Consider the following 25,618-nt stretch of genomic DNA (forward strand, 5'->3'; position numbering starts at 1 on the left):
CGCGCATGAATAATCAATTACCCAACCATAGTGACGGCGTCACGTTAAATCTGGATGAACTGCTGCAATACAAAGCGCAATCTGTTCGCTGGTTGCCTCCAGCCAAGAGCCTTTGGTCGCAACTTAACGGTCAACACGAAAGCAATCGTAAAGGTCGCGGGATGAACTTCTCTGAGGTTCGTCAATATCAGGCGGGTGACGATATCCGCAGCATTGATTGGCGCGTCACGGCGAGAACAGGCAAGGCGCATACCAAACTGTTTTCTGAAGAAAGAGAACAGCCTGTGATTTTGTTCCTAGATCTGTCGAGCAGTATGATTTTCGGCTCAACCTTGTTGCTTAAATCGGTTCAACTCGCGCACTTTGCTAGCCAACTTTGCTGGTTAACCGTCGCTCAAAAAGACCGTATTGGCGCAGTGATAGATACTGGCCAAGAGATCATTGAGATTAAACCCAGTGCTAGCAACCATGCTCCGCTACGTATTTTGCAAAAAGTCATAGAAATCAATAACGCAGCGCTGACCAACCCAGGCAATCACAGCGACACAACCTTAGAGCGTGGGCTGAAATCTCTTCACCAGCTTTGCCCGAAAGGCAGCGATATCATTATGCTCAGTGATTTCGTCCGTTATAACGAAAGTAATTACTCACTTATCAATCAAATACGTCGACATAATCGAGTTCGCTTGGTGCATTTTTACGATCCATTAGAGCAAGGTGTCACTGCTTTCAAAGGTTCAAAACAGATCACCGACGGCAATAAAACGCAATGGTTTAACTTTTCATCAAGCAAGGAAAAAGAAAAGCTCAGTCACGTATTTGATCAGAAGCAACAACAACTGATGCAAATGAGCCTTTCTCTGGCGATCCCATACAGTTCATTGTCTTGTGCGCAATCGTTAATGAGCCAAGTATCAGGAGTTCAGTCATGAATCAACCTCTCGACCTGAGTCCGATTATTACGCCAAGCGCACCATCATGGTGGCCTTTGGCATGGGGTTGGTGGTTAATCATTATCACGGCCATCGTTCTGATCACCATAGTATTTTTCATTGTAAAACGCAGACAAAAGAACCAATACGCGAAGAACGAAGCACTTGCTTGCTTTCGTAATAGTCAGCCTTCAAATACCTTGTCTCCGAGTGCAGCTCAAGACATCGTTCGTCAGGCAGCACTAAGCTATTTCCCACGCGAAAAAGTGGCAGGCTTATCTGGTGATGATTGGTTTACGTTCTTAGATGCGCAATTGGCAAAACCGTTGTTCGCCGCAAAACAATCGCAATGGCAACAAGCGCTCTACCAAGATACAGCCTTAATGAGCGACGAACAGAAAAAGGCTCAACAGCAATTGGTTAATGATTGCGAAACCTGGCTTCGTAAAGCCCTTCCTCCAAAGCGAGGTCGTTATGACTGATCTTTTAAACACGAGCTTACTAAATATCGAGTTTGTTTGGTGGTGGATGTTTTTCCTAGCGCCATTGCCAATCCTTGTTTACTTGTTCTCTCCTAAGGCGGAATCGAACAATGCCCTAAGGCTTCCGTTTTTGCCCGAGGACAGCAATACCAAAACACCGAGCAGTCGCTTACCCAAGGCGTTATCGGTCATCATCTGGCTTTTATTGGTAACGGCCATGGCACGCCCAGTTTGGTACGGTGAACCGGTTGAGTTTCAGCCGAAACACCGTGATTTAATGTTGGTTGTCGACCTCTCCTACTCAATGAGCCAAGAAGACATGCAGTTCAATGGCGAATACATCGATCGCTTATCTGCGGTGAAACATGTATTGAGTGACTTTATTGAGCGCCGTAAAGGCGATCGAGTCGGATTGGTGCTATTTGCTGATCACGCCTACTTGCAGACGCCATTGACGTTAGATAGAGACACGCTTTCACAACAGCTCAATCAAGCGGTGTTAAAGCTTATCGGTACTCAAACTGCGATCGGTGATGGTATCGGCCTTGCCACCAAAACCTTTGTCGACAGCGACGCTCCTCAGCGTGTAATGATTCTACTCAGTGATGGCAGTAATACTGCGGGCGTATTAGACCCACTAGAAGCCGCGGATATTGCTAAGAAGTACAACGCGACGATTTACACCGTGGGTGTCGGTGCGGGTGAAATGATGGTCAAAGAGTTCTTCATGACTCGTAAGGTCAATACTGCTCAAGACTTGGATGAGCGTACTCTAATGGAAATCGCCAAACGCACTGGCGGTCAGTACTTCCGTGCGCGTGACAGCAAAGAGCTGGCAACGATTTACGACACCATCAACCAGTTCGAGCCCGTGACGAATGCCACTAAGATCTGGCGACCACAACAAGAGTGGTTTGTCTGGCCTCTGTCTGCGGCAATGTTCTTCGCATTTATGCTGTTAGCCATTAGGAGAAACAATGTCTAACTTTACTTTTATCTATCCATATTGGTTCTTGGCTCTTACCGTGCTGCCCGCAATTTGGTGGCTTAGCAAGAGACAATCCAAGCAAGGGTTATTAGCGTCACACATAGCCCGTTATTTGGCTCCTGAATCAAGCAAGCCATCGAAAAACCGCAGCACTTATTTCGGTGTTTGGTGGTTGGTCGGTGTCATCGCATTGGCCGGTCCAAGCTTTGAAAAAAATGAACAACCAAACTTTGAAAAAACACAGGCGCGAGTTGTGATCATGGATATGTCGATGTCTATGTATGCCACTGACATTAAACCGAACCGTTTAACACAGGCGCGATACAAGGCTCTGGATCTGCTTTCGTTATGGAAAGAAGGCCTAACGGGAATGGTGGCATACGCCGGAGATGCTTACACCATTAGTCCGCTAACGTCTGACATCAACACCATCAAGAACCTCGTACCCAACCTATCACCAGATATCATGCCCTTCCAAGGCGGCAATGCAGCATCGGCAGTTAAGCTTGCGATTGAGATGATGACTCGTGCTCATATCTATAAAGGCGATCTGGTACTGATTGCTGATGATATTGATGGTCAAGAGAAGAAAGATATCGACTCGCTACTCTCTGGTAGTAATTGGACGTTATCAATCTTGGCTGTCGGTACGGAAAGCGGCGCGCCGATCTCGTTACCTACAGGTTCGATGTTACAGACCGACTCAGGACAAACCGTGGTTGCGAAAACCAACGTAGGCAATATGCGCGACCTGACTCGTCGCTCTGGCGGTACATTCACTGAAGTTCAATTTGATAACTCAGACGTTGAACACATCGCAAGTTACCTCGGCCGAGTTGCGACAACATCAGAAGTGACTAAAACCAATAACTCACTCAACACCAGAGTGAACAACGGTTTCTGGTTATTGCCGTTTCTGTTACTTCCTGCACTTGGGCTATTTCGAAAAGGGGTCATTTGGTGTGGCCTAGCTGTACTTGTCTCGTTCAGCCAACCGAATACTGCGTTTGCAAATCCTTGGAAAACCGATGACCAAGTGGGTTATCAGTTGTATCAAGATGAGGACTTTCAACAAGCCGCAGAACAGTTCGAACAGCAAGAATGGAAAGGCATAGCGCAATACAAAGCCGGTGATTTCGAAGCGGCCGAACAGACGCTACAAGGTCTTTCTGGCGAAGATGCTCGCTACAACCTCGCCAATGCACAAGCAAAGCAAGGTAAGTACGACCAAGCGATAAAAGAGTATCAACGTATTCTCGAAAGCAACCCTGAACATGCTTATGCGAAGAAGAATCTAGAGATTGTCGAACAGGCTCAGAAGCAACAGCAACAGCAACAGCAACAGCAACAGCAACAGCAAGGCGATTCTGAGTCCAAAGACCAAAACGAACAAGACCAGCAAGGTCAGCAAGGTCAGCAAGGTCAGCAAGGTCAGCAAGGTCAGCAAGGTCAGCAAAATGATTCTTCGCAAAGCTCGCAGGATCAACAACAAAGCTCAGCTGACAATGGGAAGTCACAAAGTCAAAGCGGCAGCCAAGATCAAAGCAATAAACAAGATCAAAGTGAAAGCCAAGCTCAGAATACTGACCAAAGCCAAGCTGATAGCCGCCCTGATTCCAAGGCGGATGAAGAAAACGACAAGCAAGCTGTGCAACAAAACAAAGCGGATCAAGCAGATAAACAGCCACAGGACAAGGGTGACTCAGTATCTCAGGCAGCCCAAGCACAAGAGGCTGCTAAGGAAGACACTGATAACAACGCTCAACAAGCTGCAGCACAAGTATCAGGTCAACCTATGTCGAGCGATCCTGATATGCGAAAACTTGAGCAAGTAGAAAGCGCTCGTGATCCGAGCCAATTGCTTAAAGCGCAAATGATTCTACAAGCACGACAAAAAAGTGCTCCTAACAACCAAAACAAAAAGTGGTAACCATGCGATTTTTAAACAAGCCATTTTTATCAATGCTGCTGACACTGCTAATCGGTGTTTTCTCGTCACATTCTGTATTCGCAGCGACCGCTGTGGCGAGTGTTTCGCAAAACAGTGTTACCAAAGATGAAGTCTTTCTACTTAGAGTGGCAACCGATGAAAAAGTATCGTCAGGTGCTTTAGATCTAACCTCCCTTCAGAAGAATTTCTACGTCGGCACCCCAAGCTTTGGGTCATCGATGCGAATCGTCAATGGTAGCCGCACTGTGTCTAGCGAGTGGAATATTACCCTTGCCCCACTTCGATTAGGCCGATTAGATATTCCTAGCTTTGATATTGAAGGCGCTAAAACTAAGCCGATCACCATCAACGTTGCGGTTAATAAAGCCGCTCCAAAGCAGAGTGATATGGCCGAGTTTCAACTTAATCTGAGTAAAGACTCGCTATACCCTCAAGAGGTTGCGGAGCTTGATGTAAAACTCATCATTAAGGCTGATCCTAGAAGACTGCAAGATCCTAAAATTACGCCACCAAGTTCAGCGCAATTAGACGTGGAACCGATTGGAGAGTCTAAGCAATTTCAAGATGTTATCAACGGACAAGAAGTCACGGTTGTTCAGCAATCTTTCCATATATCGTCACAGCAAGCAGGACAATTTCAGCTTCAAGGACCAAAGTTAACCGGTGCCGTTGTTTACTCAACCAACAACTCAAGCACGACGCGCCTTTTCCAGCTCGACACGCCTGTTGAAACCTTAGATGTCACAGTGAATCCGGTACCAAAAGGCTATCAAGGTGAGTGGTTACCAACATCGAACTTCAAGTTGATTCAGAAATGGTCAGATAGCCAAGGCAATGACCTCACGAATGGCAATGCTTTAGGTGACGACAAACAGAAGATTGAAATGGAAGCCGGTGATTCGTTAACTCGAACCATTACTATGACGGCTAGCAACTTAACGCAGCACCAACTGCCAAAACTGAATATCACCTACCCTAAAACGGTGCGTGTTTATGAAGAAAAACCGCAATTTGGCACCACTCAATCCGGTGATGCTGTCGTTGTTTACAAGCAAGTATTGATTCCGAAAGAGGCTGGAAATATCTCGCTTCCTGATGTTTCTCAAGCTTGGTTTAACACTGACTCACAATCACAAGAAATCAGTAAAGCTCTTGGTCTTGAGTTGTCGGTTCAGGCAAGTGAACGCGCTAGCTCAAGCTCGCCAGCGCCTGTTATGGAGACACCAACTCAGCAAGCCAGCCCGACGATTGTTACCGTTGAAAACCCTGGAATGTGGCCTTACCTAACCGCGCTATTTGCTGCTTTATGGATAATTAGCTCTGCGGTTGCTTTTTACTTCTGGTCACGCCGCGGTACAGCAGTAAAACAAAAGCAAAAAGATGAACGTCAATCCGATACGGCAGAAGCGCTTATTGCCGCTCTGAAAATGAAAGACGGTGTGAAGACGAGAACTTTGTTCGAACAGTGGAAAACAGAAAACCCAGACTTGAGTGACGAGGCAATAGAAGTGATCGAAGCTGAGCTCACCAAGCTAAATCAGAGCCTCTATGCTGAAGCTGGCTCACCAAGTCAGTCATGGGATCCTTCTGAGGCAATCAAAGCGGTTAAGAAACCAAAACGCATCTCGAACAAAGCACACAAGAGCACATTAGAAAGACTTTAATTAACCGGTGTTCTAAGTAAACAGAAAGCTAATTAAGCAGAAAATCTAAGTAAACAAAAAAGAACGAAGCCGTGATGACCACATTGTGAACATCACGGCTTCAATCGTTTTTGAGATAGGGAAAAATAAACGCCAGATTAAATCAGTGGCGTCGCGACCTTTCTTCGCTTTAGAGCAGAGACAATTCGATTTCGCCCTGAGTCCTTGGCTTGATACAAGGCTTTGTCTGCCTTGCCATACAGTAGATCGAAATCGAATTGGCGTTGATCAGAAGTGATTGAAGCATAACCGACAGATGCGGTTAAATACTGGCTAGTGCTGCTTTCACAATGAAGGATCTTCGCCTCTTCAATGCATTTTCTGATCGACTCTGCACGCTGTTTAGTTTCAGAGTGATGAGTGCCGATCATCAACAACATAAACTCCTCGCCACCAATACGACAAAAGGTTTCCTTATCGCTATGAACATGAGCATTGAGTATCTTGCCGATGGTGCGCAGAGCAGCGTCACCTTCCGTATGCCCATAAACCGTGTTGTACAAACCAAAATGATCAAGGTCGACAAGAATCAATCCGAATGTGACTTCATTTTGTATGGCAAACGCCCCTTGATCATCGCAATTTAGATCATCTAAAACCTGCGACAACATACGCCGATTTCCAAGACGTGTTAGCGGGTCTAATTTAGAGATGATATCCAACTGCTCATTAGCTCGTTCAAGCTCTTGAGTGCGCTTACTGACCTCTTGCTCTAGCGTCTCATTAAGCTTTTTGAGCTCCTCTTGCGCCATGGTTCTCTGTAGTACCTCAGCTAAACTAGAAGCGAAGATACGTATCACTTCACGCAGTTGTGAGGTTAAAGGACTGCGAGTTAACAAATTGTCCGCGGCTATAAACGCAATCGGCTCACCCGTATTGGTGGTGAGCATCGTCATTGCCGTCCAACCGACTCCCACAATATTGAAATCGTGATAGATAGGCACCGATTCTTCAAAGGCGACTTGATTAGGGCAAGCGCGAGCTGCAGCAACAATGTCACGCTCCACCAGCTCTGAGCGGTAATAGGATTCATCGACAATGTCGCCTTTTATATCCGTGCCCCACGTGCCTTGCATGTAATTGCAGCCTTTATCTGTTAAAAAAACCGCTAATCGGTCTATCCCTAAGTGCTGAATAGCAAAGCTAACCGCAGATTTACAGACTTCGCTTACGCTATCGCAGCGAGACAGTTCCACCATACTTGAGTGCAACATGCGGATGTTCTGTTCTTGCCGTTTGCGGATGTAGATTTGAGAAAGCAGAGAACCAAAGGATTCAAGCATCTGCTTTTGGTAATTGGTAATTGGTGAACGATGAATGTAGTTATCCATTGCAATCCAACCCACGGGTTTATCACCTTCACGTAAGATCAACATTCCATTCCAGCCCTGCCCTACTACTTTTCCTTCGGTGTAGAGAGGTGCCTGTTCGATAATAACCAAGTTGGTGTAATTGTCTGATAACGCTTCGATGTATTCCGCTTCGAGTTGATGCAAGTCGTACTGGGTATGATGTTCGCTGTTGGTTTTACCGGCCTCATCAGTACCATAAGTGCCGCTAAAACAACGCTTTTTCATATCGAGTAACATGAAGATCGCACGGTCAAAGCCTAGACGGTCGCGTACGGCTTCTACTGACGCTTTATACAATGCATCCAACGACTCAGGATTGGAAAGCTCTAACGCAACCTGATGAACCAGCTTCATGTTCTCTACAAATAGCTCACGTAGCTTTATCTCATCAAGATACTGCGCTTCACGTGTGTCTCTATATTTTATCTCCAGCGCAGCGTTCTTTTCTGCACGAATATATTGCCAACGCGCTGCCGCTAATTGAAGAACATCGAGCCCTTGATCAAAGGTTTGGTTGATCTTCTCTGCATTGCAATTTTGGACAATTAAATAAGTTCTACAGGCAGGCGCGTTGTCTAGCATCATGATAAACGACTCACCACCCAACACCTCCATGTGCTCCCACTTACAGGTATTGATGGCCATTGGCAAAACACCATCAGCCGTGTCGAACTGCGACACCCAAGGCCAGAAGGTCGTAGGATAGCTTGAAAGAGACGTCACCTCACCAAAAGAAAATAGCGGCAGCGACTCACTTTCCGGTATCGGCTCAGCAAATATTCCTATTCCTTTCGGAGTAAGCACCTCAACAAGGTAATCAAATAGAGATTCTGCCAACAGACGGTGGTCGCGAGTAGCAGATATTTGTTTTGCAAAGGCTTTAACAGGCACAGCTTCCGTCCATTGGCGAATGAGAGTGAAGCAAAAATACCGAAGCATTGATATGCAATCAATGTAACTAAAAATGAGATGTTAAGCGGGTCGCAATTTCACTTTTTACATTATCACAAGCATGAGAAGGGCGACAAAAATGGGATTTCCTGCCCAAAAATTCATCGACACAAAGGCTCTTTTAAAGGCATAAAAAAGCCCCACCTAAAGTGGGGCAAAACTTCCATCGCTTATAGTTATAGTGATAATTCTGTCGATCTATTCGATTATCTAACCTGCGTATCAGCTAGCGTGCTGGTTTTGCTAAAAGGCCAAACACAGCACATAACTAATCGATTAACCAAAGTCACCGTTTACGTAACCTTTAGTACGATCATCTTTTGGTTCGCTGAAGATAACACTCGTTTCGTTGTGCTCTACAAGCTCTCCCATTAGGAAGAAAGCCGTGCGGTCTGAAATACGACGCGCTTGCTGCATTGAGTGCGTTACGATAACGATAGTGAAGTCTTTCTTCAGGTCTTCCATCAATTCTTCAATCTTGTGTGTCGCGATTGGATCAAGTGCCGATGTAGGCTCATCCATCAGGATTACATCCGGTTCCATTGCAATCGTACGAGCGATACATAGACGCTGTTGCTGACCACCAGACAAACCAAACGCGTGTGCTTTAAGACGGTCTTTCACTTCGTCCCAAAGTGCCGCACTGCGTAGTGAGCTTTCTACTACTTCATCAATGTGTTTCTTGTCTTTGATACCTTGAGCACGTAAGCCGTAAGCTACATTCTCGTAGATGCTCATTGGGAATGGGTTTGGCTTTTGGAATACCATACCTACGCGAATACGCAGGTCAGCCACATCAATGTTACCGTAGATGTTCGTGCCATCCATATCCAGCTTACCTTTGATAGTAACGCCTTCAATTAGGTCATTCATGCGGTTCAAACAACGTAGCAGCGTCGATTTACCACAACCAGATGGGCCAATCAGAGCCGTTACCTGACGCGTTGGAATTGGCAGGTTGATAGACTTAAGCGCTTGGTTGTCACCGTAAAACAGATCTAGGTTCTCAATATCAAATTTGTTCATTGTCGTATTCTCTAAATTCTTAAATTCGTGTCTAACTTGATGCTTTCTTTATCACGGGGGCTCTTTTTATTGTTGAGCCAGCTAATGAGCTTAGTAAGTTGCCGTGTTGAAGCGTCTTGCAATCAGTTTTGTAACCATGTTGATCAAGAGAACCAATACGATTAGGACTGTTGCCGTGCCGTAGGCTTGGTTCCACTCATCGATAGTAAATAGCTCTGTTGTCAGCTTATATAGGTGAACCGTTAGTGTACGGCCAGAATCAAATACCGATTCAGGAACACGTGCCACCATACCTGCTGTTAAGAACACAGGGGCTGATTCGCCAATTACACGACCAATACTAAGAATGACCGAAGTTAAGATACCTGGCATTGCGCTTGGTAAGATCAAACGCCAGATAGTGTAGATTTTTGAAGCGCCAAGGCCGTATGAGCCTTCACGATAAGTTTGTGGTACTGACATCAATGCTTCTTCTGTAGTACGAATGATTACAGGAAGAATCAGAATACTTAGTGTTAGTGCACCCGACAGAATCGAGAAGCCAAGACCAAGAATCGAAACAAAGAAGGTCATACCGAACAGACCAAAGATAATCGACGGAATACCTGCTAAAGATTCGGTACAGAAACGAATCACTTTAACCAGTTTACTGCCCACTTTAGCGTATTCGGTTAGGTATATCGCCGTCATAATGCCGAGTGGCGCCGCCACTGCAATCGATGCGATAACCATGTAGATCGTGGCAATGATCATTGGGAAAATACCACGTTCTTCACCGGTACGAGTGTAGTCGTCGGTAATGAAGTTCCAGTCTACGTATTGCAGGCCATTCGATAGGATGTACCAAATGATCCAGAATAAGAAACCAACGGTGACTGCTGCTGCCGCCCAGATAAAGCCTTTCAAGACATTATCTTTCATTTGACGTGCTTGTTTTAGTTTTACGCGATCCATATTACTTATCCTCGCCTACTTCGTTTTTTCACGATTAAGATAAAGCAGAGCACCATTCAACATCATGATGAATACCAGAAGCACAACGCCGGTAGCGTACAGTGCACTCGCGTGAATACCACTTGCGTAAGACATTTCAATAGCAATGTTTGCGGTTAGCGTACGAGCCGAATCCAAAATACCTTCTGGCATTGCTGGTGCATTACCCATCACCATGATGATTGCCATCGTTTCACCCAGTGCACGACCGATACCCAAAATCACACCAGTCATAATGCCTGAACGTGCAGCAGGAACGAGTAACTTAAAAATCGTGTAGATTTTCGAAGCACCCAGTGCCAGTGAGCCTTCTTTGTACGTACGAGGTACAGCGCGGATCGAAGTTTCAGAAACCGTAATAACGGTAGGAAGAATCATGATACCCAAAACAATGATACCCGCGAAGATAGTGTTACCCGCTGGTACTTGGAAGATGTTCTGAATCATAGGAACAATGATTACTAGACCGAAGAAGCCGTAAACTACCGACGGGATACCCGCGAGAAGCTCAACTGCTGGTCGAATAATATCGGCAAGACGCTTAGGAGCAATCTCAGCGATAAAAATGGCGGTTAATACACCAACTGGTACACCAACAACTACGGCACCAAGCGTCGATACAATCGATGCAACAATCATGGTTGCAACACCGAATAGAGCTGGCGGTAACCAATCCACGCCCAGAACGATGCCAGAAACACCAGCCTCTTGGAATGCAGGGATACTCTCTGCAACGATAAAGTAAGCGATAACGGCTAGTGATACGATGCCGATTACAGCACTCGATAAGAACAAGCCGTGGAAGATTCTTTCTCTCCAGTCGATACGCTTCTTAGCACGTAGACTTGGCTTGTTGATTTGAGTCGCTTCAGTATTCATAAGCTTTTCACTATTTGCGATGGTCATATATAAAATCTCAAACTTTGTGGCTCAAAAAGAGCTCGAAATAAACAAAGTTGAAAGAAAAGGCTCAGCCTAAAGCAGGCTGAGCAATAATTAAGTGTTGGTCAGTTAAGATTAGTTAACTGTGATGTAGCCTTTCTTACCAGCGATAGCTTGAGCTTCGTCTGCAACCATCCAGTCTAGGAATTGTTGAGTTTCAGCTGTTGGAGCGCCTGCTTTGTAAAGAACTAGGAAAGGACGAGCAACTTTGTAAGAGCCGTTCTTAACGTTATCAACTGATGCTTCTGCGCCGTCGATAGTTAGAGCTTGAACTGTGTTGTCTACAGTACCAAGAGAAATGAAGCCGATAGCGTATGGGTTGCTAGCTACAGAAACTTTAAGTGCGCCGTTACCGTTTGCAACTTGTGCACGTTGAGAGATAGCCGATACTTTCTTGTCGCCAATCTTCTTCTTAAGTTTCATGATGTCTTCGAATGCACCACGTGTACCAGATGCAGTATCACGAGTGATTGCTACGATTGGCTTGTCTGCACCACCAACATCTTTCCAGTTAGTGATGTCGCCTTTGTAGATTGAAGTGATTTGCTCAGCTGTAAGAGCAGATACTTCGTTATTTGGGTTAACAACAACTGCGATACCGTCACGAGCGATAACGAGCTCTTTCAGGTCAGCTGTTTTCTCTTCTTCTTTTAGGTCACGAGAAGAGATACCAAGGTCAGCACTTCCATTTTTTGCTGCTTTGATGCCTGCAGAAGAACCCGGTGCTTGAATTTCGATGAACACTGGTTCGCCTTTATTCATGTAGGTTTCTGCAAAAACTTCAACCAGTGGAGAAGCACTGTTAGAGCCAACTACAGAGATAGTTTCTTTAGCTGAAGCTGTATTCACTGTTAGAGCGCCTAGTAGTGCGATTGCACCGATAACTGTCTTTTTCATCACAAATTTCCTTTAGTGGCGTTATTGCCGTAATGTTGTTTTGCTTGAACGAGGCCTACTTTAGAATCCGAATGTGACAGTTGTGTTTCACTTAATTGAAGCCTATATGACAACTACAGTTTATTTTCTTGTTTCCCCCCTACCAAATAACCTTGAAGTAATAAATGAGCCTCACTCATAGGCACTGAATATTCATTACAACCTGTTTAAGCCAAACCGCTCAATATCTCGCCATCCCTTTTATTACCTAATACCACACAAGGTTCTGTACTAAATAACCCTACCTTAAAAATGGCTAAAGCCTTGTTTGTACGATAAATAATCAACATTTATGAAATACCTATCGCATATATAAAAATAGCATCTATTACTGATTGAATTGTCATTCTCAATAGTTAGAATCACTGACTAATAACAATAATAACAATTGCTTCTGCTCATTTACTTATTCAAAGAAGGACAATACATGCGACAACTTCTCAGTGGCTTATCTATAAAAATACAAATTCTTATTCCAGTACTCTTTTCCGTCGTACTACTTTTGACGGGTGTCATTATCGGTGGTGACAAACTGGAAAATGCTTTTAAAGATGTATCAACAGCAACAGATCAGCTCATTCTGCATAAAGAAGAACTTAGCGAAATCGTCGACAACAGCTACGGCATGCGCATCAAAGCAATCTATAGCTTATTTAATCCTGATGACGTCAAAACGCTTGTCGAAACGCTAAATCAAAAACGTGACCAAAATACTCGCCTACTAAGCTCGCTTGATACCGTACCAGGCATGCAAGATGAAGTGGCCGCAATGAGCAAAGCGATGAATCACTACGTCGACTTTTCTCGCACCACTATGCTTCCTCTATTAAGAGCAAAACATGGCAGCGCAGCGCTACCTTCTGACTTTGATAACCGCTATCAGATCGCAATCGACCAATATCGTCACGCGGGTAACGAAATGGTGCAAGCTATCAACCTCCTCTCAAAGCAACTGAACCGTATTGCTACTCAAGAAGTGGACATCAATGGCCAGCAACACACCAGCACACTCAATACCGCAACCATCGCACTGTTAGTGATTCTTTCAATCGCATTAGTCATCAGCTGGACGCTGGCTGGCATCATTGTTAAGCCGCTTAGCAATATCCAAGAAACCATGCGCGAAGTAGCAAAAGGTAACCTGCTAGTAAAAGCAGAAGAGCATGGCGACAACGAAATATCTCGCCTTGCCCAAGACGTAAACAAATCCGTTGAGCAATTGCGTGACACGGTAAGCTCACTGTCTCGAATCAGTATTGAAGTGGCGTCTGCATCAACAGAGTTGGCGGCTGTGATGACTCAATCAAGTGCTAACTCCGATCAAGAGAAGCAAGAAGTGGAACAAGTGGCTTCTGCCGTGAACCAACTTGAGAGCACAGCATCGCACGTAAACGAGAATGCAGTACAAGCCGACTCAGCTTCCAAGCAAGCCGACGAAATGGCGACGCACAGTATGAGCTTGTTTAATGAAAGCAACCAAGCCAATGAGCAAATGGCGATTCAGCTCAGCGAAGCTGCGAACGTTGTAGGCACGCTAAAAGAGCACTCTGAACAAATTGGTAAAGTGATTGAGGTGATTCAAAGCATCTCAGAACAAACCAACCTTCTAGCGCTTAATGCAGCCATTGAAGCCGCACGAGCTGGTGAGAGTGGCCGTGGTTTCGCAGTGGTAGCCGATGAAGTTCGAATGCTGGCTGCTCGTACGCAAGATTCAACCAAAGAGATCCAAGCAATTATCGAAGGCTTGCAGGTTCAATCGGGTAACGCCAATGAGAGCATGAGCAGTTCACTGTCGATGTTAGAGCACAACCAAACGCTCTCAGGCGAGGTGAGCGCAGCCCTTTCTGGTATTGCGAACTCGGTAACCGACATGACTGAGATTAACACTCAAGTTGCCTCTGCCGCAGAAGAACAAAGCCAAGTGACTGCAGACATCAACCGTAATATCTCAAACATCTACAGCCTAGTAAGCCAAAACGTAACCGGCATTACTCAAGCCGCAGCAGCGAGCCACGAGCTATCTAACCTAGCCGAGCAGCAAAAGCAGCAGTTGGATTATTTTAAGGTATAGGGTTTAAGGTCTAAGCTTCAGATCTAAGTTAAGACCTATATACCAGAACCTAAAAGGCCGTGGAAAACCACGGCCTTTTTATTTACGCATTAAGAACTAAATCATTCTGCAACTAACAAGACGCTAAATTTATATTGTGCGGCGTTGTACTGGTAAACCTCACCATTAATCGAATCAAACGTCATCACGCTCTGACCATCACTCGCAGGAGTTGAACTCCATATAAACGAAGCTAAGTTTCCAGCTTCAACGTTAAACGTATCACCAAACACCTTGTGACTTATTGCTGGAGAATGGCAAGCCACTTCTTTCAATGACACTAACTCTTTGATGTTTGGCATGCGCCACTCTTTTTCACCGCCGAACTGATGCAACGCATGACTGCCACTCTGATCATTGATTGATTCAACCATAGAGAGAGCACTCTGCCAGTGATACGTTTCAGCAGGCCCACTACAAGCTAATGTCTTCGTATCCCAAGTTTTACCCAGTTGGCAACGCATCCAAGTTAACCCTGTCAGTTCATCGCTAAACGTCCCATTATCATTCGCAACATAACGCGTGCTCGGAGCCGATTTTTCCATATCTAAACTGCACTCTTGTGCCATTGCACCCGCAGAAAACAGAGCTATTAAAGTGATGGAGAGTAAATTTTTCATATCTATTGACCTTGTAGTGAAACTAAACGAATTGGGAATTGGAACGAGTCATAATTATCCGAAGAATCAACATCACCTGAATAGATCTCTATAGAACCAACAACCCCTCTATCTGAACCCTGGGTTCCAATCTCGTTGTAATAGAAGCCACCTTCAACAGCTGTGTTTGTATATTGGCTATAAGTAATGGATTGAGTCCATACCGAACCAGTGTAAGCCGTATAGTCAATACCAAGGGTTTGATGTGGGAAGTACTTGTAAGTTAAACCATAAACTTCACCATCCGAGTTGGTTTCTATCTCACCGAAGTCGAGCACGTTGTAGAATTCATTGAATGTTGGCAAGCGCCAATCTGACTTGCCGCATAAGTTCATTGCATTGATATGTTCAACGTAATCTTGAGTGGTACATATCGCATCGCCTTTCGTTTTACACGTCGCTAAATCAACATCTTGATCGTAAGGCGTTACTAGTCCGGGTAGCTCAAGCGCTAATATGCGATCTTTATATTGAATAGAGCTTTCGTCATCCGTTTTCGATTCCCAAATCAAGCCACTGCGTTGATCCAAAACACAAGACCACTCCGCAGCATCATCAGCAAGCACCTGACCACTTGAATCTAACTTTGCGAACTGGAAACCATTGCCGGTATTGTCATTCAGCTCTGTTTTATCAAAGCCGTATTCTGCATCTTGACCTGGGAATGAACTCTGTGGTTCAACGACATTTTGTGTGTCATCGATATCTGAGAAATAGCGTAAAACACCCGTATCATTCAATGCTGTCGCAGCTTTTAGCTCTCCTTCGAGGAAATTTGCAAAAGCAGTAACTTGGTCATTAGTGAGTACTCCACCTACATAATCGGCCGCACTCTTATCAAATTTCGCACTCAATTGAGCCAGCATGAACGCACGATTAGAGTGCTTAAACGCCTTAATTGTTGATACGATATTTTGTTCCAGACTCGCGAGTTCAGATGCAGATAAATCGTCTTGGATATCGCCAGAGATCGTGATGCCACTTTTCGCCAACTGCGCTTTTAATTTGTTGTTTGCCTCAGCAACTGTCAATCCGTCCGCGACATAACCCGCCAATAGTGAACTGATACCATTAATCTCATTTCCCGTATTTTTTTGAAGACCGGGAGCGGCAATATAAGCGTAAGAAGATGCAGAAGCGCTCGTGCTATTGGCTGCAATCCCCGTATCCACCTGAGCTAACAAAGGAACCGATAAAATCGACTTCTTAGTGCTGGTAATACTAAATTCGCCATTCGCGTTAGCCGTCGAACTTGGTTCTCCACTATCACACATGTAGTTTTGATTTATGTCTGCACAGACCTTACTTTGTAAATCTACATTCTGTGCTGTCACTGTACCTGACACGGTATAGGTTGGTGCTGCTGATGCAGAGGTATCGGAACCGCCCGAACCACCGCAGCCAGCAAGAGCCAAAGAGATGGCCAAAATCGTCAATTGAGGTTTCATAGAGTTATCTTCTTGTTTTGTTTTTAAAGAGCCTTGCCATTAGAGACAAGTAACGCGTACCAAATGACCTGCCGAACGAGAGCAAGGACATGAATAGAATTGATATGAGTGAAGCTGAACCACCAGAAGAGCCACTGGTAACTGTTGGTTCTTGAGGTGAAGTCGTTGTTTCTCCACATTCGTATTTCGAAATCGTGCCAAGCCCCCACCGTTTTAAGTGCCCAGTTTCACCATTTACGTAATCGGCAATTTCTAAACGCCAAGACCCGTTAATAGGCTCACCCTTAAACGAATCAAGAACCGAGTCATGCTTAAGTGTGAAGTAACCATCAAAGCCAGAAAATCGCGTCGATTTATGGTTAAGTAAATCGACTCGTGTTCCCTTCGGGGAAATAAGGGTCACCACTAAATCACTCAACCGAGGGTGATCGATATCTAAATACAGACCGAAATTTTCGTCTGCGATCTGAGCCGTGCCATTTAGAGTGAAATTGAATGTTTTAAAGCCAACGATCGGCTGATTAGTTGAGCTAAACCGGCTATCAGGAAGGTAACTGTTCACTTCTTTGATATCGGATTCGAGTACAGGTAAGCCATATACAAGAGACAAATCATGTTGCCAATTTTGTGATTTGAGGACGTCGTTGTATCGGTAATCGACACTCGTATTCATCGCGACTGAAGAGCCACACATCTCTCCTGTAGGAAGTGTCGCTTCAATCGTTAGTTGGTTAACCGGAGGACTAACAAACGACTTCATCAATCCTGAAATATTGATTTGGCCATCCACTTGAGCCTGTCTTAACGTCGGGTACAATTCCATCGTCAACGGCTTCTTTGGATTAACATAACGATCAGGAACCTCTACTTTAAATGGCTCAATGATCAATCCATGCACATCAAACTTTTGCTTCAGTATTTCGGCATAATCTCGATTCGGATACAGCTTTTGAGCCACAAACAGTGTGCTCTCAGCTAGGTCGTGCATTTTCAATCCACGACCCAACCCGTACATAGACTCGAGTATGATTGAGTCAAACTCTTTAAAAGCGATCTCACCATGCAGCTCAACTGAGGCTTTTAGAGCCTGGAATAAAGGTGTTGACCAAAGCTCATCACCTAGTTCGCCAGCAACACTTTCATGAGGGCGATATTCCGCTTGTCTAAAGTAACGTGCTCTTTGGTTCCATAGGCTACGAGTAGTATTCCTGACGCCGAAGTAACCATCCCAGTTAAAGACAGTATCTATCTCGAACTCTTGCCCGCGAGTCTGTGCATTTTCATATTGAGTACGAAAGCTAAAGCTGCCCGCCCAGTAGTCTCCAAACCCTTCGCCGATGGCACCTGTATGACCATAAGCCCAATCTTTTACTATGTGATAATGAATTCCGTGTCCAAGCTCATGCAGAATTACGTCACCATCTAATGCATCTGGAGAGCCACCGCCGATACCAAACAAAGCCGCTTTGGGGCCATAATAGTATGTCGAGTTATCTGCAGATAAGCCTCTGCCATCGAACTCAAGCGGGGCATCAAACAGATTAAAGCCCAAGCTACTGATATAGCTTAAGGACTGATCTAGATGGGCAAATACCATCAATTGAGGGAATCGCACATCTTGCCAATCCACATTTTGCAGCTCGTTCAGATCGGCAAACTTTGTGAGACCTTCAGCTGCGAGAAAATTTGAAGTGTCACGGTCCGTTGTCGCACCTGAGTCTGGGTCAAGTGAATACAAGGCTGTTGCATCAACCTGAGATACACGAGCATTGGTAAGGTAGATACCATCGCTATGGTTCAATACCTCCACATCAGTTTGTACATAATGTGGAAGACTCGGGTATTGGCTGACATCGGTTAATAAAGTTTCTGGTGGTGCAGCTCTGTCCATGGTTCTCAAATCTGGACTGAACACGTTCACATGAGTAGCAACAACTTGCCCACTGCTTAAGCTTGGCGCTCGCTCTGCTTCTAACAAACGAGGAACTTCCAGCTCAGCAGCCGTTGTCGGATTTCCGTTGAGTAACACGGTATTTTCTAAGCTTCTGAAAACGCGTGAAACCTGTTCGTCAGAGTTAGTGGATAGAACCACAGATTTCTGTTGTTGGTACTCACCTTCGATCAATAAGTCGAAGTTGTAGTGGTGTCCCAACTTAGACTGTGTTTCATAGCGAAACCTCAGGGTACCAACGTCAGGATAAGCTTCTTCTAAATAAGCCTTCGCTTCTTGTTGCGTTGTCACAACGGTATTACCAATTGGGTAATCCCACTCGGCAGCACTGCTTGTTGCTGAAACCAACAACAAAGCGAGGTATAGAGGACTCTTTTTCATATGTCCTCCTTAAAACGCATACTTGGCGTTAACGGTGAAGTAACGGCCAGGTTCTGTGGAGTAGATTTTATTGCTGTTCGCAATGCCCGCCACGTCTTGGTATCGGATGTATTCTTTGTCGAATAGGTTCATCACATTGGCGCTGACATCCAAGCCAAAGTTCCAAGAGTAACTTACCCCCAAGTCAACACTCGCCCAGCCAGAGGTGGTCGCACAGTCAGTAACGATACCTAAATCATCTTCACATTGAGGGACATTATCCATCGCTTGCGCCCAATTAACCTGCGCATAAGCGGAGAAGGCGTTATCGTCATAAGTAACCTCAGCATTGCCTTCCCAAGGTGTTAGCGTACGAACTTTTTCTCCATCCTCATCTTCTCCATCAACGTAGCCGACTTTAGTACTCACACTCCAAAAATCGCTTAAACGGTGTGCGAGAGAAGCTTCAATGCCATATGTCTCGACTCCATTTACGTTTTGATACTGCTTGTAGTAGTTACCTGTATTTGGATCCGGTACAAATGTGATCTGTTTAACGTCGATAAAATTATCGAACTTCTGATAGAAAACGGCCGCATATAGCTGTGTTTGTCCATTATCAAACTTACTGCCTAATTCAAACGAATCACTGGTTTCGGCCTCTAGGTCCATATTAGGCACAATGACAAATGGGGTAATTGGGACAAAATCATGGTTCTGATAACCATAAATTTTGTCATAACCCGGAGCTCTAAAGCCGTGGTTGTACGAAAGGTATGTATTTAGCGAGTCTGTTAACTGATAACTCACCGATAAGCTAGGAGAAAACTCACTCGAATTTTGTTCCTTCACTTCATAGCCATTGATCGTGCTCTGTGACTCAGGTTTCAACTGGTGTAAATCAAAACGGGCTCCTGCCGTCACAGTCCAATGGTCAATTTCAATCGCGTCACGAATAAAAGCAGCAAAATTGTAAGAGCGAGCTGGAGCAAAAGGGACATCCGCGTTAAGTGACACTCCGTTCCAGTCTAAAACAGACGATTGACTTGGACGCTCATGGAGGTTGGTTTCCATATTCACACCATAAGACAAGATATGGCTCATGTTTTGATGTTGGAAGGCACTAATAAAATCGGCGTTTGCACCAAGAAGCTGATCGGTGAAACCACGAACATCAATCGTTCTACGTAACTCGGAAACGTTGTTGTTGGTTCGAGACATCAAACGATTAGTGGTATCTTCATTAGTCATATCACGCCAATAGATCTTGGCATCTAATTCTTCAAACCAAGTATTGGCAGGTAGGTACTCAAACCCCGCATACGCAGAAAACGTCTCGGTATAAGACTGTTGGTCAAAATCTTCATTGTCCCATTTTCCGTCTTTTTGGATCTTCGAGGATCCTTCTTTTCGACTTAGATTATCTTTGTAGTACTCGACATTGCCTTTGAGCATCAACGCATCACTTGACCAGTAGTTCAGAGTGTAACCACCACCGACGCCATCTATCTCCCGGTTATAAAGGTCCTCATCAAAGTTACGTGTTTCTTCACCTTCCCAATAAGAAAGGTTGACTAAGCTTTCGAACTTTCCTGAACGGAAAGCAAGGTTTGTCGCACCTTTGTATTTATTACTGATACCGGTATAGGTTGCAGAGACGTCGCTGTAGAAGTCTTTATCTCCGAGGTAATCTCCCGGCTTTTTCGTCCTAACCACCACAACGCCACCGATAGCGCCTGAACCGTAAACGGATGAACTCGCCCCTTTTATAACCTCAATACTTTCCAAGTTAGACATATCAAACGAGTTACGCCCTACCTTGTCATTGATATCGTTGGCACCAAAGCCATCAGCAGACTTTATTCCGTCTTTCACAATCAAAATCCGGTTACCTGTCATCCCACGGATCGTAATGTTTTGAGGTCGACCGGCTCCCCCAGAAACACTGACACCAGGCTCACTCTTTATTGCATCATAAAGCTCCGTTGCGCCTTTTTTTTCTAGCTCTTCACCTGTGATCACGGCTACTGAACCTGCTACTTCAGATAACGGTTGCTCTATTTTATTGGCTGTTACAATCACTTCTTCAAAGTGGTAAACCTCAGATTCGGCGTGCACGACGTTGGCAGCAAGTACGCTCAGTACTGCCGCTGATAGGGGGGAAAGCTTCATTTACTGCTCCGCTTTAATGTCTTTCAGGGTAAGTGATAAAAGGAATGCGTATTCAAACGCTTGTTGTGCTAAAGACTGTCGTCTGTCTGTCGAATGTCCTTGAGTAAAGTTTGTCGACAATAGATAGGGACCACTTCCAGTCGTTAGCTCGCTTAGTTTTGCGTAATACTTAGCCCCTTCCCAATAAGGTACGCGGCTGTCATTCAGGCCAACCTGGATCAATATTGGTGGGTAATTTTGTTCGCTAAGATTCAGATAAGGATCATATTGCTGCATTACCTTCAATTCATCGGCGATATTTGGGTTGCCCCACTCACCGTACTGCTGAGCCGTTAGAGGCAATTCAGAATCAGACATGCTGTTCACAACGTCGACAAAGGGCACTTTAAGGACAGCACCATCAAACAAGTCAGGAGCCTGATTTAAGGCGGCAGCAACAAGAGTGCCACCAGCACTTCCACCCATCGCGTAAATAGAGCGCTTACCTAGATTGTATGTCGTCAAATCACGAGCAGCGGCGATGAAATCCAAGATGGCATTTTCTTTGTTGATCCCCTTACCTGCTTGATACCAAGCGTCACCATAGAAGCCCCCACCTCGAACATGTGCAATCGCATAAATTACACCCTCATCAAGTAGACTAATGATTTGGGGCATAAAGTAGGGCTTCATCGTCATGCCATAAGCACCGTACCCGTATAAAAACACTGGTGTAGTCTTAGTCAATTTATCTTCGCGATAAGCCAGTGTGACTGGAATCGTTACCCCACCAGAATTCACCATGACTTGCTCGGTTTGATACGCTGATTGTTGGTATTGAGGGTAATCGTCTTGAGAGAAGCCTTCTCGTTGTAAAGTATCAGTATTCAGCCGGTCCCACTTCGCAGGCTGAGTCAAAGACATGCAGCGAATGTGCAATTTGTTACTTTGATAGTCGCCCACTTGGCTTACCCAAGCAACTTGGCCTGCGTCAGCCAATAACTGGCTTGAACGATAGCGATTGTCATTATCGAAGAAGTGCAAAGATTGAGACGCGCCAATCTGGCTAACAACTACAGCGCCAGACTCAAACAAATAGAAGTTACTGATTCTAGATTCGTCCGTTGGTTCAAAAACCGTTCGCCAAAGGTTGATATGTGTAGCCTGAGTAAGTGGTGCAGAGTAAAAAGCAAAACCATTGCGCTCGTGATTACTGTTGGCAAACAACATAGAACCCGCAACATCAACGTAGTATTCCACCCCCGCTTTACGTGGTAAAAGTGGTTCAGAGACTTCGCCGCTATCAAGGTTTAACAAACGTTGCTCGCTGGAGTTTTCACTGTTTGCCTGAACCACAGCAAATTGCGTATCACTAGAAAGATAATACGAAAGCAACCAAGCGGAGTCCTGTTCTTCCATTAATTGAATCGGCTTTGACTGGTTTAAGAAGTACTTCGTTAACGCATAAGGTCTCGAAGTTTGTTGTTCAAGTTGAATCAAATACAGAGATTGATCGTCTTTCGACCACGCAAGCGAACTGTCTACATTTTGAGCTACCGGTGTAACTTGTTGAGTTTGCAGGTCTACAACACTCACTCGATACTGTTCAGTGCCCGTAATATCTTCTGCTACCGCGAGCTTGGTTTTAGTTGAGTCGAGTGCCCAATCACCTAACTGATAGTAATCATGCTCGGCAGAACGAGCATCAATGTTAAGCAACTCGATCAAATCCTCACTCCCAACTAATCGGGACAACAAAGCTCTTTTGCCCTTGTGATTTAGGATCGCATACTCGTAACCACCGATTTCCTGCCATGGTTTATCGGTGCGTTCAGGGCGATTGTCTTGCCACTTCTGTTGTAGGGATTTGCTCAAATGATCAATACGCTCTTGATATAACTGAGTTTTATCATTCTGTTGATTAAGATAATTGAGTACTTTACTTGCACTACGAGAATCATCTCTGAGCCAAGAGAACTGATCAGATGCGCTAACCGCTCCCGTCAGTAAGAGCGCAAAAGCTAACAACACACACGCTTTCATAAATACAACAAATCCATACGCTAATTTAATAAATTTCGCGTATACTGCACCCAAACGATAATGAGATCAATTATCATTTGCATAATTATGTGAGATTAATCACGAGAAGGGCATCAATTAATGATGGATTACTATTGTCGTTATGGAAGGGATTTATATTTAGATAAGCCAGATAAATCAGTCGATAGTGTTTATTTCAATCATAAAATCCTCAATTAACAGAATAAGCAAACGTTTACTAAGTTTGTGAAGCGACTATCTCCACTAAGGCAATTTTGAAAATTTGGCTAACGTCGTTAGCTCAGCAAACCTTACTGACCGTTCTCAGCAGCTCTGATTCTTTCAATCGCTTCTACCCTTCTCAGCTGTTGTGGCTGAAAATGAGTTTCTCTAAGCTGGGCAATCGTTTCTTTTTGTTCAATTTCTGAGAGTGCTGAGTCATTCAAAATGTCATTTCGTTCAACAAAGTAAATATCTAAAGCTCCATCAAAGTCCGCCCTTTGTTGATCAAGCGCTTCGAGCCTCTGTGTCGCTTCTTCTCCGACCAGTTCGCTTCTTTTCAAGTATTTACCTTGTTCGTCTAGACCTTCTGAACTGGATAGCTGTGGGAGTAATACCTGATTCTGATGGCTCGTTTGAACGTAATCTGGCTGTTCAGATAGATAAGACTCAAGCCTTTGCTGATATTCTAACTCGTCTAGCCCTTCTTGTTTCAGAAGTAACTTTTCTAAAGCGATTTCCCTCATTTTATTGTCATGGGTAAACAAAATACTTATCTCACTCTCACTGAAAAACTGCGCTTGAAGATCGAGGAGAGCTTGATTCAGTGCGCGTAGGTCCTCTGCGGATATTGAGGTGGTATCAAATTGGACATCTAGTGATGTCAGTGCCGACTTGTACTCAAGATATTTGGCAAACAGTGCCTCATCAACGATCGCGACCTGTGATTGCTCGTGGTGTTTTGCCACGTTGTCACGAATATCTTCGAGGGTTAATTCTGTATTGCCTGACACGAAATATTCCATCATGTCTTTGGCTGATGCGTTATCGATTTCAGTATCTTGTTGAGAAGCGACCTTCAATAAAGAAGCGCTTTGTTCGCTGTTATTATATGAACTTGTATCTTCCTTCTTTAGATATAAAAAGACCGCCGCTGTACTCATCAGGGCTATCGTGGTTATCGACAAAATGGCGATCTTTTTCATTATATTTTCCTTATGATCTTAACTTATGGGCAATGCGGCCTACAGGCCAGCCAACTTCAATCGATTCGCGTGTTGACGATATAACGTCACTGGATCAGTCTCAAAGAGATGATGGATACCCAACAACCCATTAATCTCGTCTAGGTGGTTCATTTTGTAATCATCACCAATCACTTTGCCCAAATGAGCGCTACATGCTCCCACTAACCCGTCATTAGGTTCGTTAAAGGCTAAACCAAGGATTGTCATCGCTCCGTCGGTAGGATCAAGAAGGTTGGTAAAAGTGGAAGATCCTGTCCATGAATAGTAATAAACACCGTTGTTTGCTTGCCATTCACCATCACCACACGCAGACGTCGGAACGCCTTCAGGGTAAAACTGATTGAATGCAAGCGAACCTTCAGTGGTCAACGCTTCAAGCGATGCAAGGCCATCTTGATCAAGATCCGTTCCGCCAGATAATAGGTTGATAAGCGTCGTCAATCCACCAGCCAACTTAACCGCAATACCTTCCGCGGCTGAGCCTTCTGATACGGTTCCACGCACGAGGTCGGCGACTTTCGAGCCTTTATGAACACCACCAATGCTCGTCACCGAAGCAACCAAATCAGGACGTACTGATGCCACATAGCGTGCTGTTGGTCCGCCGTGGCTGTGACCAACTAGGTTCACCTTACTAGCCCCTGTCGCGGCTAACAGTGTTTCAACTTGAGCCAACAATTGCTCGCCACGTACTTCAGAGCTATTGGTGGCTGATACTTGCGCTACATAGACGCTCGCACCATCTTTGGTTAGGGATTCAGGTACGCCATAGAAGTAATCGACACCCGCTAATGTATCGAAACCAAACAAACCATGTACCAACATAATGGGGTGTTTCGTTTGTGTGTATCCACTGACCTCTAATGCCGATGCGCTTGTTCCGGCATAAGCGCCAAAACTGGATAGACAGGCTATCGTCCAAATTAATATCTTTTTCAATGCTCTTTCCTTAAACAGATTAGACCTCTGATGAGTAAAAGAACCGTAGTTGATGATTTTATAAAACATAAAATAACAACTCGATATTTGTGATATTGAACTTGAATTAAACAGTTGTGATGAACATTAGACAAACAAAATCAGACCAAAACATCAACTGCATAACCAATTGATTGAATTAACATTTAATCAAAAAGCATAAAGCTACGCTTTCAATTATGTCGACCCAATTATAAATCCCCCCCCCACAAAACAATGAATCTCGTTTAAATCTACGACAACGAATTGGCGAGTCAAAGTTCATCAAAATCGAATATTAAATGATAAATCACTCGCTTCGAATCGATTATTTCTCAATCAGAAAGTCGTTGGAAATTTGATACTTATGCCAGTTATGAAACGCCAACAACCTGAATATATTGACGAGAATTATTGATTTTAGATATAGGTCGTA

General features: G+C 44.5%; 18 protein-coding genes. 6 read left to right on the top strand and 12 right to left on the bottom strand.

What is annotated here, in order from left to right; all coding sequences use genetic code 11:
* Window positions 1-5: 5 nt before the first annotated feature.
* The 5 genes from OW495_RS10480 to OW495_RS10500 are packed head-to-tail and all read left to right on the top strand — an operon-like array spanning window position 6 to window position 6,017.
* Window positions 6-932 carry a DUF58 domain-containing protein gene (locus OW495_RS10480; RefSeq protein WP_289886396.1) on the top strand — a complete coding sequence of 309 codons (927 nt, stop codon included), beginning with the start codon at window positions 6-8 and terminating at the stop codon, window positions 930-932.
* Window positions 929-1,414: a DUF4381 domain-containing protein gene (locus tag OW495_RS10485; RefSeq protein ID WP_289886397.1), complete on the top strand. Its 486-nt coding sequence runs from the start codon at window positions 929-931 to the stop codon at window positions 1,412-1,414. Before OW495_RS10480 ends, OW495_RS10485 begins: the two co-directional genes overlap by 4 nt.
* Window positions 1,407-2,399, top strand: coding sequence for a VWA domain-containing protein (locus OW495_RS10490; RefSeq protein ID WP_289886399.1), 993 nt, complete (start codon window positions 1,407-1,409; stop codon window positions 2,397-2,399). The genes OW495_RS10485 and OW495_RS10490 overlap by 8 nt, the downstream gene beginning before the upstream one ends.
* On the top strand, window positions 2,392-4,332 hold the full coding sequence (locus OW495_RS10495; protein WP_289886401.1) for a VWA domain-containing protein: 1,941 nt from the start codon (window positions 2,392-2,394) through the stop codon (window positions 4,330-4,332). The genes OW495_RS10490 and OW495_RS10495 overlap by 8 nt, the downstream gene beginning before the upstream one ends.
* Before the next feature lie 2 nt (window positions 4,333-4,334).
* On the top strand, window positions 4,335-6,017 hold the full coding sequence (locus OW495_RS10500; protein WP_289886403.1) for a BatD family protein: 1,683 nt from the start codon (window positions 4,335-4,337) through the stop codon (window positions 6,015-6,017).
* A gap of 137 nt (window positions 6,018-6,154) precedes the next feature.
* Here the strand turns inward: OW495_RS10500 and OW495_RS10505 are convergent, their stop codons facing one another.
* From OW495_RS10505 to OW495_RS10525, 5 genes are all read right to left on the bottom strand, one after another.
* On the bottom strand, window positions 6,155-8,299 hold the full coding sequence (locus tag OW495_RS10505) for a GGDEF domain-containing protein (RefSeq protein WP_289886404.1): 2,145 nt from the start codon (window positions 8,297-8,299) through the stop codon (window positions 6,155-6,157).
* Window positions 8,300-8,635: 336 nt separating this feature from the next.
* A complete protein-coding gene (gene pstB / locus OW495_RS10510; protein ID WP_004732036.1) occupies window positions 8,636-9,385 on the bottom strand; it encodes a phosphate ABC transporter ATP-binding protein PstB in 750 nt (249 codons plus the stop codon).
* Window positions 9,386-9,475: 90 nt separating this feature from the next.
* A complete protein-coding gene (gene pstA / locus OW495_RS10515; RefSeq protein WP_004732038.1) occupies window positions 9,476-10,339 on the bottom strand; it encodes a phosphate ABC transporter permease PstA in 864 nt (287 codons plus the stop codon).
* Window positions 10,340-10,354: 15 nt separating this feature from the next.
* On the bottom strand, window positions 10,355-11,284 hold the full coding sequence (pstC, locus tag OW495_RS10520) for a phosphate ABC transporter permease subunit PstC (RefSeq protein ID WP_004732040.1): 930 nt from the start codon (window positions 11,282-11,284) through the stop codon (window positions 10,355-10,357).
* Window positions 11,285-11,395: 111 nt separating this feature from the next.
* A complete protein-coding gene (locus OW495_RS10525) occupies window positions 11,396-12,217 on the bottom strand; it encodes a phosphate ABC transporter substrate-binding protein (RefSeq protein WP_017108956.1) in 822 nt (273 codons plus the stop codon).
* 466 nt (window positions 12,218-12,683) lie between these two features.
* Here OW495_RS10525 and OW495_RS10530 point away from each other — a divergent pair, with 466 nt between their 5' ends.
* A complete protein-coding gene (locus OW495_RS10530; RefSeq protein ID WP_099165821.1) occupies window positions 12,684-14,327 on the top strand; it encodes a methyl-accepting chemotaxis protein in 1,644 nt (547 codons plus the stop codon).
* A 101-nt stretch (window positions 14,328-14,428) separates the two neighbouring features.
* Here OW495_RS10530 and OW495_RS10535 read toward each other — a convergent pair whose 3' ends face one another.
* The 7 genes from OW495_RS10535 to OW495_RS10565 all read right to left on the bottom strand — a co-directional run bounded on the left by OW495_RS10535 (window position 14,429) and on the right by OW495_RS10565 (window position 25,164).
* Entirely contained in the window at window positions 14,429-14,986 is a 558-nt protein-coding gene (locus tag OW495_RS10535; protein ID WP_289886407.1) for a DUF1566 domain-containing protein, read from the bottom strand.
* A gap of 2 nt (window positions 14,987-14,988) precedes the next feature.
* Window positions 14,989-16,473, bottom strand: coding sequence for a DUF1566 domain-containing protein (locus tag OW495_RS10540; RefSeq protein ID WP_289886409.1), 1,485 nt, complete (start codon window positions 16,471-16,473; stop codon window positions 14,989-14,991).
* A 4-nt stretch (window positions 16,474-16,477) separates the two neighbouring features.
* Window positions 16,478-18,805, bottom strand: coding sequence for a proprotein convertase P-domain-containing protein (locus OW495_RS10545; protein ID WP_289886411.1), 2,328 nt, complete (start codon window positions 18,803-18,805; stop codon window positions 16,478-16,480).
* Between the two features lie 9 nt (window positions 18,806-18,814).
* Window positions 18,815-20,956, bottom strand: coding sequence for a TonB-dependent hemoglobin/transferrin/lactoferrin family receptor (locus tag OW495_RS10550; RefSeq protein ID WP_289886412.1), 2,142 nt, complete (start codon window positions 20,954-20,956; stop codon window positions 18,815-18,817).
* Window positions 20,957-22,978 carry a prolyl oligopeptidase family serine peptidase gene (locus tag OW495_RS10555; RefSeq protein WP_289886413.1) on the bottom strand — a complete coding sequence of 674 codons (2,022 nt, stop codon included), beginning with the start codon at window positions 22,976-22,978 and terminating at the stop codon, window positions 20,957-20,959. It lies immediately after the preceding gene.
* A gap of 311 nt (window positions 22,979-23,289) precedes the next feature.
* The gene (locus OW495_RS10560) at window positions 23,290-24,183 is read right to left on the bottom strand and encodes a lipase secretion chaperone (protein ID WP_289886415.1); all 894 of its coding nucleotides are present in this window, start codon (window positions 24,181-24,183) and stop codon (window positions 23,290-23,292) included.
* A gap of 39 nt (window positions 24,184-24,222) precedes the next feature.
* The gene (locus OW495_RS10565; RefSeq protein WP_102513212.1) at window positions 24,223-25,164 is read right to left on the bottom strand and encodes a triacylglycerol lipase; all 942 of its coding nucleotides are present in this window, start codon (window positions 25,162-25,164) and stop codon (window positions 24,223-24,225) included.
* Window positions 25,165-25,618: the final 454 nt, after the last annotated feature.

Origin of the sequence: Vibrio sp. 14N.309.X.WAT.E.F5 (genome assembly GCF_030397615.1) — a bacterium.
Taxonomy (GTDB): domain Bacteria; phylum Pseudomonadota; class Gammaproteobacteria; order Enterobacterales; family Vibrionaceae; genus Vibrio; species Vibrio lentus.

Coding starts and splice junctions, on each gene's coding strand:
- OW495_RS10480 (WP_289886396.1), top strand. CDS start 6: ATGAATAATCAATTACCCAACCATAGTGACGGCGTCACGTTAAATCTG.
- OW495_RS10485 (WP_289886397.1), top strand. CDS start 929: ATGAATCAACCTCTCGACCTGAGTCCGATTATTACGCCAAGCGCACCA.
- OW495_RS10490 (WP_289886399.1), top strand. CDS start 1,407: ATGACTGATCTTTTAAACACGAGCTTACTAAATATCGAGTTTGTTTGG.
- OW495_RS10495 (WP_289886401.1), top strand. CDS start 2,392: ATGTCTAACTTTACTTTTATCTATCCATATTGGTTCTTGGCTCTTACC.
- OW495_RS10500 (WP_289886403.1), top strand. CDS start 4,335: ATGCGATTTTTAAACAAGCCATTTTTATCAATGCTGCTGACACTGCTA.
- pstB (WP_004732036.1), bottom strand. CDS start 9,385: ATGAACAAATTTGATATTGAGAACCTAGATCTGTTTTACGGTGACAAC.
- pstA (WP_004732038.1), bottom strand. CDS start 10,339: ATGGATCGCGTAAAACTAAAACAAGCACGTCAAATGAAAGATAATGTC.
- pstC (WP_004732040.1), bottom strand. CDS start 11,284: ATGACCATCGCAAATAGTGAAAAGCTTATGAATACTGAAGCGACTCAA.
- OW495_RS10525 (WP_017108956.1), bottom strand. CDS start 12,217: ATGAAAAAGACAGTTATCGGTGCAATCGCACTACTAGGCGCTCTAACA.
- OW495_RS10530 (WP_099165821.1), top strand. CDS start 12,684: ATGCGACAACTTCTCAGTGGCTTATCTATAAAAATACAAATTCTTATT.
- OW495_RS10535 (WP_289886407.1), bottom strand. CDS start 14,986: ATGAAAAATTTACTCTCCATCACTTTAATAGCTCTGTTTTCTGCGGGT.
- OW495_RS10540 (WP_289886409.1), bottom strand. CDS start 16,473: ATGAAACCTCAATTGACGATTTTGGCCATCTCTTTGGCTCTTGCTGGC.
- OW495_RS10545 (WP_289886411.1), bottom strand. CDS start 18,805: ATGAAAAAGAGTCCTCTATACCTCGCTTTGTTGTTGGTTTCAGCAACA.
- OW495_RS10550 (WP_289886412.1), bottom strand. CDS start 20,956: ATGAAGCTTTCCCCCCTATCAGCGGCAGTACTGAGCGTACTTGCTGCC.
- OW495_RS10555 (WP_289886413.1), bottom strand. CDS start 22,978: ATGAAAGCGTGTGTGTTGTTAGCTTTTGCGCTCTTACTGACGGGAGCG.
- OW495_RS10560 (WP_289886415.1), bottom strand. CDS start 24,183: ATGAAAAAGATCGCCATTTTGTCGATAACCACGATAGCCCTGATGAGT.